Raw genomic sequence first — 12,451 nt, 5'->3', positions numbered from 1 at the left:
CGGAACGGACGGACAGGAATGGAAGCGGTTTTCGACGGGCATAACGACGTGCTGCTACGGCTGTGGGAGCACGGCAGGGAGGGCATCGACCCGGTGCGCGAGTTCGGCGAGGGCACCGGCAAGGGCCATATCGACGCGCCCCGCGCCCGCAAGGGTGGGCTCGCCGGCGGCCTGTGCGCCATCTACATCCCGTCCGGCGAGCTGATCCTGAAGCAGCCCGACGCGAACGGCCATTATTCAACCCCACTGGCCGAACCGCTGGAGCGATCGTCCTCACTGGACACCGCACTGGACATGGCGGCGATCGCCTTCCGGCTCGATAGGGCCGGCCTGTGGAAGCTGTGCCGCTCCACCGCCGAGATCCGCGCGGCCATGGCCGCCGGCACCTTCGCCGCCGTGCTGCACATGGAGGGCTGCGAGGCGATCGGCGCCGACCTCGCGGCGCTGGAGACCTTCTACGCCGCCGGCCTGCGCTCGCTCGGGCCGGTATGGAGCCGCAACAACATCTTCGGCCACGGCGTGCCCTTCGCCTTCCCGATGAGCCCGGACACCGGGCCTGGCCTGACCGAGGCCGGCTTCGAGCTGGTGCGAACCTGCAACCGTCTGGGAATCCTCATAGATCTCGCCCACATCACCGAGAAGGGCTTCTGGGACGTGGCGAAGACCACCGACCAGCCGCTTGTCGCCAGCCATTCCAACGCCCACGCGCTGACCCCGGTGGCGCGCAACCTCACCGACCGCCAGCTCGACGCCATCCGCGAGAGCGAGGGGCTGGTCGGCCTCAACTACGCCACCACCATGCTGCGGCCGGACGGCATGGAGAACGCCGACACGCCGCTCGACGCCATGGTGGCGCATATCCGCCATCTGGTGGAGCGCGTCGGCATCGACGGCGTGGCGCTCGGCTCGGATTATGACGGCGCCACCATCCCCGCCGCCATCGGCGACGCGGCCGGGCAGCAGGCGCTGGTGGAAGCGCTGGCGGCCGACGGGTTCACGTCTGACGAGCTCGCCAAGCTGTGCCGGGAGAACTGGCTGCGGGTGCTCGCCCGCGCCTGGCACGAAGACGCCTGAGATTCGCGTGCTTAATCAGGGCGTTCGCCGGTGATCTCGCTGAGACGCCGGCTCATCTCCTCGCTGTAGCGGCGGATGGCGTGCGTCTCGCTGAGCACGCCGACCAGCCGCCGGCCGCGCGCCTCCGCCACCACGGCGAGCACGTCCGCCTCGGCGTGATCGAAGGCGTCCAGCGCCTCGCGAATGGTCATGCCGGGGAGAAGCGCCGTATCGGGCAGGCGCAGCAAGGCGCGCAGCGAGGCCGGTGGCGCGGCCCCCTCCTCCGCCGCGGCATAGAGCGCCGCCAGCGGCACCATGCCGGCATAGGCTCCGTCCGCTTCGGTCGCGACGACATAGGCGGTGGAGCCGGGCGGATAGGTGCGTCGCGCCGCCTCGAGCGTTGTGTCGGCAGCCAGCTGCGGCACCTCGATCCGCATCAGTTCGCCGACCTTGAGGTCGCGCAGCCAACCGATGTCGTGCGCGCCGCGAATGCTTTCCCCGCGCAAATGGAAGCGCCAGGTCGCGAAGGAGAAGCCGAACAGCCGCCGCGTCATCAGCGAGGAAACGCCCGACGCCGCCAGCACCGCCAGCGTCAGATGCAGGTCGCCGGTCATCTCCAGCGCCAGCAGCGTCATGGTCATCGGCCCGCCGACCACCGAGACCGCCAGCGCAGCCATGCCGATCAGCGCGTAAAGTGCGTGATCAACGGCGACGCCGGGCAGCACCGCCTCCAGCGCACCGGCATAGACCCGCCCCGCCAGCACCCCCATCAGCAGCGAGGCGAAGAACAGGCCGCCGCGAAAGCCGGAGCCGATGGAGACCGAGGACGCCGCCACCTTGGCGAGCAGCAGCAGCGCCAGCGGCGCCAGCAATTCGTCGCTGCCGATATGATGGTAGACCGCGCCATGCCCGGCGGACAGCACGGCAGGGGTGGCGAGCGCCATCAGTCCGACCGCCAGCCCGCCCAGCACCGGCCGCGCATAGACCGGCACCGGCGAGCGGCGGAACCCCGCCTCGACCAGCGTCGCCCCGCGCATCACCGCGATGCCGACCAAGGCGCTGAGCGCGCCGAGCAGCAGCACCGCCGGCAGATCGGCGAGTGCCGGCGCGGCAAGGTCCGGCAGCGCCGGCACCGCCTCCGGCATCAGCAGCCGGCGCGTGAGGGCGGCGGTGAAGCTCGCCGTCATCATCGGCGCGAAGGCGGGAATGGCGTAGGTACCGAGGATCAGCTCGAAGCCGTAGAAGGCGCCCATGAGCGGCGCGTCGAAGGCGGCGCCGATCGCCGCGCCGGACGCGCAGCCGACCATCGTCCTGAGATCGACGCGGCGCAGACGTAGCGCCTGCCCGAGACGGGAGGCGAGGCCGCTGGAAGCCTGCGTGTAGCCGGCTTCCAAACCGACCGAGGCGCCCACGCCACTCGACGCCATGGTCTGGACGGCGACGACGAGACTTTCGGTCAACGACATGCGCCCGCCATGCAGCGCGTTGGCCTCGATGGGATCGACCGTCGCGCCGGAGGAGATGCGCCGCGCCAGCAGGCTGGCGAGGCCAAAGGCGAGCCCGCCGAGCGTCGGCACCAGCACCAGCACCAGCGGCGCAAGGCCGATGGTCGTGGACAGATGGGCATCCGGCGCGATGCCGAACAGCGCGACATGCAGCCACTGGGTCGCCTGGCCGAGCACGACCACCACGACCCCGGCCAGCACCCCGATCAGACCGGCCAGCGCGACCACCGCCAGCTCGCTGGTCCGCACCATGGAGCGCAGCCGGGCGGCGAGGGAGCGCGGTTGCGAAACAGGGTCGAGCGTCACGGGCCAGCCTTCGCGGATCGGGCGTTGCGCTCCCGTGTTTAGGCAGTGCCGGCGACGCCGGCAACCGCCAATCGGAACCTGGGAGGCAGGCGCGACACCGCGACGAAGGGTCAGGATTTGCCGGCTTTTCGATCCTCGATATCGGCCTCGGGCCGGTCGGTGCCCTCGGAGGTTTCCTGGTGCCAGGCGCCGGCGGCATCCTGATAGAGGATCGGCCGGGTCTCGCCGCTCAGCGATTGGCGCGCCGCCGCGTCGCGGGCGGCCTTCAGCGCCCCCTCATGGGTAGCGTGGGTTTCGGAAAACACATCGCCGAGCTTGTAGGCCCAGCCGCCGTCATGCTCGACGATCTCGTAGCGAATATGGCTCATCTGACATCCTCCCAGCCTTGGGAAATCGCCGGCGCAGCCGCCGGTTCCGCTCGAAGCGCTGCGCATAGTCTAGCACCGCCGGATCGGCGGGACTTGCCCATTCCCATGATGGCTCTCGTGACGGGCGCGACACGCTCCGCCCGCCGGCCGCACCCTTTCCGAAGCGGAAAGCGAGTGGCGAGGGCCGGCGGAATGGGCTATCGAGCACCGCCCGGGCCCATGCGGCCCCGTGCAGAGTGCGGAGTGCAGGCCATGCGTGCCGAACACGACGAGCCGACCGGCCCCGGCCAGCGGGCGACGCGCCAGGCGACGCGCAAGGAATGGATCGGCCTCGCCGTCATCGCCATCCCCTGCCTCGTCTATGCGATGGACCTGACGGTGCTGCACCTCGCGGTGCCGCAGCTCGCCTTGCATCTGTCGCCCAGCGCCACCCAGCTTCTGTGGATCATCGACATCTACGGCTTCATGGTCGCCGGCACGCTGATGCTGATGGGCACGCTCGGTGACCGCATCGGCCGTCGGCGCCTGCTGCTCATCGGCGCGGCCTGCTTCGCCGCGACCTCGGTACTCGCGGCGTTCGCGCGCACGGCCGAGGAACTGATTGCCGCCCGCGCCCTGCTCGGCATCGCCGGCGCGACGGTGGCGCCCTCGACCCTGTCGCTGATCCGCAACATGTTCCTCGACGAGCGCCAGCGCACGCTCGCCATCGGCGTGTGGATCGCCTGCTTCTCGGCGGGAGCGGCCATCGGTCCGCTGGTCGGCGGTGCGGTGCTGGCGCATTTCTGGTGGGGAGCGGTGTTCCTGCTCGCGGTGCCGGTGATGCTCGGCCTGCTCTTGATCGGCCCGCTGCTGCTGCCGGAGTATCGCGACGAGAAGGCCGGCCGGCTCGACATCGTCAGCGCCGTGCAGTCAGTGGTCGCGGTGCTGGCGCTGATCTACGGCATGAAGCACGTCGCCGAGGCGGGACCGGACGGACAGGCGGCGGCAGCCGTCGCGCTCGGCCTTGTCGTCGGCGTCTTCTTCATCGCCCGCCAGAAGCGCCTTGCCGACCCGATGATCGACCTCGCGCTGCTGCGCCACCCGATGATCGGCCCGGCGCTCGGCGTCAACATCATGGCGATGTTCGGCGCCATGGGCATCTTCCTCGCGCTGTCGCAATATCTGCAGCTGGTGCTCGGCATGGGGCCGTTCGAGGCCGGGCTGTGGACCGCGCCGTCCGGCGTGTGCTTCGCCATCGGCTCGCTGGCGACGCCGCATATCGTGCGCCGGGTGCGGCCGGTCCGCCTGCTGGTCGTGTGCCTGATCCTGTCCGCCGCCGGCTTCGCGCTGCTGAGCCAGATCGACCGCGCGCCGCTGCCGATCATGACCGCCTCGATCGTGATGTTCTGCCTCGGCCTGTCGCCGGTCGGCACGCTGACCACCGACCTGATGATGCGCTTCGCCCCGGCGGAACGGGCCGGCGCCGCCTCGGCGATCTCCGAAATCAGCTTCGAGTTCGGCGGCGCGCTCGGCATCGCCGTGCTCGGCAGCGTCGTGGCGGCGACCTACCGGGTGGACATGGAGCGCCTCGCGCTGCCCGAGGTCGGCAGCGAGACGCTCGCCATGGCCCGGCGCACCCTCGACGGCGCGGTGACGGCAGCGCAGCAGCTCGGCGGACCGGCGGGCGAGGCGCTGATGAACGCGGCACACGCCGCCTTCGCCCGCGGCCTCGGCCTGGCGGCGCTCAGCTGCGCGCTCATCACCCTTGCCGCGGCCCTCGTCGCGCAACGTCTGCTGGGCGGCACGCGCTGATCGCCGCGACAAGGATCGCAGTTGCGAGGGAACCGTCGAGGTTTCATAGTCCGCACAACGGATTCTCCGATCGATGACCGCAGCGCGTGGCCCGGCCGAGGCCGGGGCGGGCGGAGGGAGGCGAGACGTCCGTTCCTGCCTCTCCAGCCCTCCGGTATCTCCCTCCATGCCGCGCAAACCGTCCAACATCGTCTACGCCGCCGACGACAAGATGCCGCTCGGTACGCTGCTGGTCCTCGGCGTGCAGCATGCGACGCTCGCCCTGCTCTTCGTCGTCTATCCACTGGTCGCCGCCACCGAGGCCGGCCTGTCGTTCACCGACACGCAGATCCTGATCACCAGCTGCATCATCTTCATGGGGTTGGCGACCATCCTCGAATGCCTGCCGCGCTCGAAATCCGGCGCCGGCCTGCTGCTGGTGCAGATCCCGAACACCGCGCACCTGCCGCTGGCCGTGCAGGCGCTCTCGGCCGGCGGCACCGCGCTCTATGCGGCGATGAGCCTGATCGCGGCGGTCTCGCAGTTCTCGCTGACCCGGTTCCAGAACGCCATGCGCGCGATGTTCCCGCCGGAGATCTGCGGCGTGGCGGTGACCATGCTCGGCGTCGCGCTCGCGGCGCCGGCGCTGCGCCGCATGTTTGGCCTCAGCGCCCATGAGGCGACGACGCTGCTCGACCTGCGCTACCCGCTGGTGAGCTTCACCGCTCTCCTGATCATCATCGTGCTGGCGATCTTCTCGCGCGGCGCGCTGCGGCTGTTCGCGGTGGCCATCGGCGCCGGCGTCGGCTGGGCGCTCGCCGCCTATGTCGGGGTCGCCCGGGCGCCGGCGGAACCCGGTCTCGGCGCGCTCGCCTTCGTCGACCTGCCGCAGCTCGGCTGGCCCGGCCTCGCCTTTTCCTGGGCCATGGTGCCCGCCGCGGTGCTGACCGGCATCATCTCCGCCGTCGACATGCTCGGCACGGTGGTCTCCATGCAGCGCATGGACGATTCCGACTGGCGCCGCGCCGACATGGGGCAGGCCGCGCGCGCCATCCGCGCCAACACGCTGAGCGACGCCGGCGCCGCCGTCACCGGCGGCTTCGCCAGCGCCTCTTCCTCGGCGGCCATCGGCGTCGCCTTCGCCACCGGCGCCACCGCTTGGCGCATCGGCGTCGTCTCGGGCGTGTTGATCCTGCTCGCGGCCTTCTCGCCGAAGCTCATCGGCGCGCTGACGGTGATCCCCGATCCGGTCGTCGGCGCCATCCTGGTCTACAGTGCGGCGTTCCTGATCGTCGCCGGCATGGAGCTCATCCTGTCCCGCCGGCTCAGCGACCGGCGCATCTTCACCGTCGGCCTCGCGGTGATGGCCGGCCTCGCGGTGGCGATCCTGCCCGAGCTGGTCCATGCCGCGCCGACCTGGGCGCAGCCGATCCTGGAATCGCCGCTGTCGGTGTCGACGGCGGTGGCCGTCGCCCTCAACCTGTTCTTCCGCATCGGCATCCGCCAGGAGGCGGCGGTGACGGTGACCACCGAGGACAACCCGTTCACCGTCGCCACCGAGTTCCTGGAGCGGCAGGGCGACGTGTGGGGCGCGCGGCGCGACGTGGTCGCCGCTGCCATTCCGGTGGTCGCGGAGGCGGTGGAGATGCTGCTCGACACCGGCGTCGCCCCCGGCACGCTGGAGATGCGGGCGAAGTTCGACGAGATGAATTTCGACGTCGTGCTCGCCTATCAGGGTGAGGCGATCGAAATACCCACCCTGCGCCCCTCGCCCGAGGACCTGCTCGGCGACAGCGCGGCGGTGGCGCGTTTCGTCGGCTACATGCTGAGCAAGCGCGCCGACAAGCTGGTGATCGGCAAGGTCGGCGACCGCCAGATGCTGACCTTGCGCTTCGAGCATTGAGGCGGAGCGCCTCCCAGCGCCCCGCTTGCCGGCGACCGCCGATCTCGGATAATTCTGATGCCGCCGGATGCGGTTCTGTCCCGCCGCGCCCGAACCCCCAGCCGGAGCCGTGTCTTCCATGCATATCGACCGCTTTGTCGAAAAGGACGTCGTGATCACCGCGGTGAGGGGGCGGCTCGACAGCTCGACCTCGCCGAAGCTCGACGAGTTCATGGCGGTGATTCCGGATGGCAGCAGCGTGCTGCTGCTCGATTTCGCCGAGCTCACCTATATCTCCTCGGCGGGGCTGCGCGTGGTGCTGAAGGCCGCCAAGCTGGCGAAGGGTTCCGGCGTCACCCTCGCCATATGCGGGCTGATCCCGCCGGTGCATGAGGTGTTCGATGTCAGCGGCTTCTCGACCCTGATCCCGATCCATGCGAACCGCGACGCCGCGCTGGCGACGCTGGGCTGAGCATTCGTTCCGAGTCGGTCGGCGGAAAGTTCATGATCATCGCGCAGCTCGACCTCCGCCTTGAGAATGACCTTGCGGAACTCGAGCCTCTGGTCCGGGCGCTCGACTTCTTCTGCGAGACGTCCGCCCTGCCGGAGAAGGTGGCGCACCGCCTCACCATGGCGGTCGACGAGCTCGTCAACAACGCGGTCGACTACGGCTATCCCGACCGCCGCGCCGGCCAGATCACGGTGTCCATCCGCCATCGCGGAACGCAGGTCGAGATCGAGCTTGCCGACGACGGCAACGCCTTCGACCCGTTCACCGCGCCGGCGCCGGATCTGACCAGCCCGATCGAGGATCGGCGCATCGGCGGCCTCGGCGTGCATCTCATCCGCACGCTGGCGGCGCATTTCGCCTATCGCCGCGAGAACGGCCGCAACGTGGTGGCGCTCGCCTTCACCCTCGACGCCTAGAGCGTTTCCGAGCGAAGTGGAATCCGGTTCGCGTGAAGGAAACGCGTCCGAACAAGACCCTGGAGCCTTTCCGGCGAACCGGAGTTCACCGGAAAGGCTCCAGGCCGCCGCCCGCGGCCGCCGGCGGGATCGGCCGTCAGGCCCGGTGCGCCTGGGTCAGGCTGTTCACCAGCTGGCGCGCCAGCCAGACGATGCGCTCGAACAGGATGGTCATGCGGAACAGCGCGTCCTGCTGCGTCGGCGTGAGCGCATGCTGCTCGGACAGCCGGTGGCGCAGCGCCTCCATCACCTGGTCCCGGTGCCCGAGCAGGCTGAGCACCAGCTCCGGGTCATCGGCGCCGAGGCTTTCGCCATGCTCGGCCACCGCGCCGAGCAGCGCGTGCAGCGCCTCGATGAGCCGGCGGGCGGTCGGCAGCGCCTGTGTCGGTCCGGCCACCTCGGCGAACTCGCCCAGCGCCTCGTGCAGGGCGCTGACATTCATCGACGCATCGTCCAGCAGCAGGGCCACCGCGACCTGCCGCCGACTCATCTGGCCGTCCAGCAGGGCAGCGAGATAGGCCTTGACGCTGCCGGCAAGGGCGACGCCCGCCACGCGCAGCGTCGCCGGCGGAGGCGTCGCCAGATCCGCCTCCTCGCGCACCTTGTCGAGCATCATCGGCAGCCGGTCGGCGAGGCGCGCCAGTTCGCGGACGGTCAGGTCGAGCGCGGCGGCAGGATCGGACAGCGATTCCCGCAGCAGGAAGGCCGGCTGCGCCAGTGCCTCGGCCGGGCTGGCCGGCAGCATGCGTTCCAGCAGCCGGCAGGTCGCGCCCTGCGCCAGCGCGGCGATGAAGGCGCCGCCGATCTGTGCCAGCAGGAAGATCACCGCGATCTGCGCCCGCGTGTCGCCATCCGCCGGCAACACGCTGTCGAAGGCGCCGGGAAAGACGGCGACGGCGACGCTCAGCGCCGCCAGCAGCAGCGAGCCGGCTCCCTTCTGCACCACCTGAATGGCGAAGATCGCCCGCCCGGCCATGGTCTCGCCCGGCACCATCAGCGCGTTGTTGAGCATGCCGGCGGCATTGGCGCCGGCGACCAGCGGCAGCGCCGAGCCGAGGTCGAGCAACCCGCCGCCCACGGCGGCGACAGCGATCGCCGCCGCGACCGAGGATGATTGCGCCGCCACCGAGAAACCGAAGCCGATCAGCGCCAGCAGCAAAGGATGCTCGAGCGCGACCTCCCACCACGGATTGTGCATCAGCTCGTCGCGGATCGGCCCTACCGCGACCGAGACCAGGTGCATGCCGAACAGCAGCAGCCCCGCCCCCAGCGCCGCCTCCACGACATGGCGCATGCGGTCGCCACGGGCGAGCTTGAAATAGGTGATGAAGCCGCCGAGGCCGATCACCACCCCCGCCGCCGTCGAGGTGTCGATGGCGACGATCAGCGGCAGCAGCGCGGTGCCGACATTCGCCCAGTTCGGTGCGCCCAGTGCCGGGCCGGCCGGCAGCACGCCGCCGCGCACGAACGACACGATGATCCACGACACCGCCGTCGAGCTCTGGGTGATGATGCCGGCGACGGTGCCGCTCAGCGCCACGCTCAGCGGCCCGCGCAGGGCGCGGGAAAACGCGGCACGGCCGCGCCGGCCGACCAGCGGCACCAGATTGGCGGACAGGGAACGCACGCCGATGAAGAACAGGCCAAGGCCGCTGAGCAGCAGCGCCAGAGTCGCCATACGCTCAGCGACCCCGCAGATAAGAGAAAGGCATTCAGTTTCCTCGACGACGGACGGCAGGGCTAACGAAACGCCCGCGCTTGCCGCCCTGTTCCAGCGGCTCGCAATGACAGTTTGATGACAAGCGGTCAGTTTCGCGACAACAGGTCATCCGGCCGACGCCAGCAGCGCCCGGATCTTCTCCATCAGCCGCGGTAGTTCGACCGGCTTGGTGTCGAAATCGTCGCAGCCGGCCGCCATCGCCGCCTGCCGGTCCTGTTCCATCGCGTGGGCGGTCAGGGCAATAACGGGAATCGCAGCGGTCTGCGGGTCGGCCTTCACCCGCCGCGTCGCCTCCCAGCCATCCAGCACCGGCAGGCTCATATCCATCAGGATGAGATCGGGCCGGCGGGAGGTGGCGAGGTCGACGCCCTGCTGCCCGTCCACCGCCAGCAGCACTTCGAAGCCGTTGCGCATCAGACGCCGCGAGAGCATGTCGCGGTTCAACTCGTTGTCCTCGACGAGGAGAATCGTCGCCATGCCCGTTAGCCTCCCGTTTCCGACGCGGCCTTGCCGGCGGCCGCCTTGCCGGGCCCGGCCTTGCTGCGGCCGGCGATCGCCGCCAGCGCCGCCCCCAGCGTGCCGATCGGCTGGGCGCTCTTGTTGAGGATCAGCAGCGTGTTCTGCGCCAGATAGCTGCGCTCGCTCTCGGTGAGTTCCTTCGCCGTCAGCACCACGATCGGCATGTCCGCATAGGCGGGGTTGGCGCGGACCTCGCTGAGGAAGCCGAAGCCGTCCATCACCGGCATCATCAGGTCGAGCAGCACCAGCGACGGCGTCGGATGGGCCCCCAGCCAGATCAGCGCCTCCCGCCCATTGCCCGCCTCGACGGCGTGGAGGCCGCCATCCTCGATGGCGGCGCGCACCATTGCCCGCACATCCGGGTCGTCGTCGACCACCAGCACCTGCCCGGCGCTGTCGCCGGGGGTGAATTTGTGGATCAGCCCCAGCAGGCGCTGCCGGTCGACCGGCTTGGTCATGTATTCGGAGGCGCCCAGCGCATAGCCGAGGTTACGGTCGTCGACGATGGTGAGCATGATCACCGGAATATGCGCCAGCTCCGGCTCGGACTTCATGATGCCGAGCACCGACCAGCCGTCGATCTTGGGCATCATGACGTCGAGCGTGACGATGTCCGGCGGGTCGTGACGCATGATGTCGAGCGCGTCGGAGCCGTCGCGGGCATGGCGCACCACATAGCCTTCCTTGCCGAGGGTGGCGGCCAGCACCTCGTGCACCGCCGGGTCGTCGTCGACCACCAGCACGGTGATCGCGCCGGCATCTGCCGGCACGAGGCCGTCGATCATCGGCAGCACCGGCTCGGGCGAGGCGTCGGTTTCGGCCGGCAGCTCGATGACGAAGCTGGAGCCCTCCCCCGGAACGCTGGTGACCACGATGGTGCCGCCGAGCATGGCGACGAAATGCTTGGTGATGGTCAGGCCCAGGCCGGTGCCGCCGAAATTGCGGGTGGTGGAGGAATCCGCCTGGGTGAAGGCCTGGAACAGCCGCCCGATCTGCTCCTCGGTCATGCCGATGCCGGTGTCGCGCACCTCGAAGCGCACCGCGCCGATGCCGCCCGCCTCCTCGCGGCGCGAGACGGTGAGGCTCACCTGCCCGCCCTTGGTGAACTTGGCGGCGTTGGAGAGCAGGTTGATCAGGCTCTGCTTGAGCTTGGTGACGTCGGTACGCAGCGAGCCGAGATCGATCGGGCAGTCGATGACGAAGCGGTTGGCGTTCTTCTCCATCAGCGGGCCGACGATGGTGCGCACCTCGTCGACCGTGCGGTTGAGGAACACCTGTTCCAGATAGACGTCCATGCGGCCGGCCTCGATCTTCGACAGGTCGAGGATGTCGTTGATGAGGCCGAGCAGATGCTTGCCGGCCGCCTGGATCTTGTCGAGATCGGCCACCATGGCGGTGTCGCCGGCGTCGGCGGCGTCCTCGCTGAGGATCTCGCTATAGCCGATGATGGCGTTGAGCGGCGTGCGCAGCTCGTGGCTCATATTAGCGAGGAAGGCGGACTTCACCTGGCTCGCCGATTCCGCCGCCTCCTTGGCCTCGCGCAGCTCCTGCTCGATCTGCACCCGGCTGGTGATGTCGACGAAGGTGGCGATAATCGCCGGCGCGCCGCGGAAATCGAGGTCGCCATGCGCGACCATGGTCCAGACCGGCGTGCCGTCCGGCCGGTGCAAGATGAATTCGCGCCGGTCCGAGTCCGGGCCGCTCAGTATGTCCCACAATTCGCGCCCCTTGTCGGGGTTGGTCAGCACGTCCTCGACCCGCCGGCCGGTGAAGGTGGAGGCTGAGCGGCCGAGCAGCCGCTCCACCCCGCCGTTCACATGCAGCAGCGTGTGGCTGGCGCGGTCGACGATGATGAGGCCGACCGGCGCGGCGGCGTCGATCGCGCGCAGCTGCTCCTCGTCCTCCCGCAGCTTCATCTCGGCGAGCTTGCGATCGGTGATGTCGGTGTAGATGGCGATGAAGCCGCCGCCTGGCACCGGGTCGCGCCGCACCTCCAGCACGGTGCCGTCGGGTCGGGTGCGCTCGAAGCGGTGGGAATGGTCGAGCTGGGCGACACGCTTGGCCAGCACCGTCTCGATGTCGATATTGTCGCCGAACTCGCCGCGCGCACCGAGATAGCGGATATAGTCCTGGAAGGTGTGGGCGTTGTCGAAGAACTCGTCGGGCATGTCGAGATATTCGCGGAACAGCTGGTTCCAGGTCACCAGCCGGTAATTGGCATCGTACATGGCGACGCCCTGCGACATGTTCTCCAGCGTGGCGCGCAGCAGCGTCGCCTCGCGCCCGAGCCCTCCGGCATCGAAGGGGCAGCTCGCGCCGTCCCGCTGATCCGCCTCGCCCATCTGCATTCCCCCACACATTG

General features: G+C 69.7%; 10 protein-coding genes. 5 read left to right on the top strand and 5 right to left on the bottom strand.

Annotated elements, in window-relative coordinates:
- Window positions 1-18 precede the first annotated feature (18 nt).
- On the top strand, window positions 19-1,074 hold the full coding sequence (locus tag KHC28_RS10445) for a dipeptidase (protein WP_214008290.1): 1,056 nt from the start codon (window positions 19-21) through the stop codon (window positions 1,072-1,074).
- A gap of 11 nt (window positions 1,075-1,085) precedes the next feature.
- On the opposite strand, the gene KHC28_RS10440 is transcribed toward KHC28_RS10445, so the two are convergent.
- Window positions 1,086-2,864 carry a chloride channel protein gene (locus tag KHC28_RS10440; RefSeq protein ID WP_312893157.1) on the bottom strand — a complete coding sequence of 593 codons (1,779 nt, stop codon included), beginning with the start codon at window positions 2,862-2,864 and terminating at the stop codon, window positions 1,086-1,088.
- A gap of 110 nt (window positions 2,865-2,974) precedes the next feature.
- Window positions 2,975-3,232 (bottom strand): DUF2188 domain-containing protein, encoded by a 258-nt coding sequence (locus tag KHC28_RS10435; protein WP_214008289.1) that lies wholly within the window; start codon window positions 3,230-3,232, stop codon window positions 2,975-2,977.
- Window positions 3,233-3,484: 252 nt separating this feature from the next.
- Between KHC28_RS10435 and KHC28_RS10430 the strand changes: the two genes are divergently transcribed.
- The 4 genes from KHC28_RS10430 (at window position 3,485) to KHC28_RS10415 (ending at window position 7,811) form a co-directional block, all read left to right on the top strand.
- Window positions 3,485-5,023 (top strand): MFS transporter, encoded by a 1,539-nt coding sequence (locus KHC28_RS10430; protein WP_214008288.1) that lies wholly within the window; start codon window positions 3,485-3,487, stop codon window positions 5,021-5,023.
- A 166-nt stretch (window positions 5,024-5,189) separates the two neighbouring features.
- Window positions 5,190-6,905, top strand: a complete 1,716-nt coding sequence (locus tag KHC28_RS10425) for a solute carrier family 23 protein (protein WP_214008287.1) — start codon at window positions 5,190-5,192, stop codon at window positions 6,903-6,905.
- 118 nt (window positions 6,906-7,023) lie between these two features.
- Window positions 7,024-7,356, top strand: a complete 333-nt coding sequence (locus tag KHC28_RS10420; protein WP_214008286.1) for an STAS domain-containing protein — start codon at window positions 7,024-7,026, stop codon at window positions 7,354-7,356.
- A gap of 32 nt (window positions 7,357-7,388) precedes the next feature.
- Window positions 7,389-7,811, top strand: a complete 423-nt coding sequence (locus KHC28_RS10415; RefSeq protein ID WP_214008285.1) for an ATP-binding protein — start codon at window positions 7,389-7,391, stop codon at window positions 7,809-7,811.
- 136 nt (window positions 7,812-7,947) lie between these two features.
- Here the strand turns inward: KHC28_RS10415 and KHC28_RS10410 are convergent, their stop codons facing one another.
- From KHC28_RS10410 to KHC28_RS10400, 3 genes are all read right to left on the bottom strand, one after another.
- Window positions 7,948-9,528 (bottom strand): Na/Pi cotransporter family protein, encoded by a 1,581-nt coding sequence (locus KHC28_RS10410; protein ID WP_214008284.1) that lies wholly within the window; start codon window positions 9,526-9,528, stop codon window positions 7,948-7,950.
- Between the two features lie 147 nt (window positions 9,529-9,675).
- Window positions 9,676-10,047 (bottom strand): response regulator, encoded by a 372-nt coding sequence (locus tag KHC28_RS10405; protein ID WP_214008283.1) that lies wholly within the window; start codon window positions 10,045-10,047, stop codon window positions 9,676-9,678.
- A 5-nt stretch (window positions 10,048-10,052) separates the two neighbouring features.
- Complete coding sequence (locus KHC28_RS10400) at window positions 10,053-12,431, bottom strand: response regulator (RefSeq protein ID WP_214008282.1); 2,379 nt, start codon at window positions 12,429-12,431, stop codon at window positions 10,053-10,055.
- Window positions 12,432-12,451 lie beyond the last annotated feature (20 nt).

The sequence above is a fragment of the Ancylobacter sonchi genome (assembly GCF_018390695.1).
GTDB lineage: Bacteria > Pseudomonadota > Alphaproteobacteria > Rhizobiales > Xanthobacteraceae > Ancylobacter > Ancylobacter sonchi.
The sequence above is the reverse complement of the archived record's forward strand: the minus strand, read 5'-3'. Positions and strand labels throughout refer to the sequence as shown.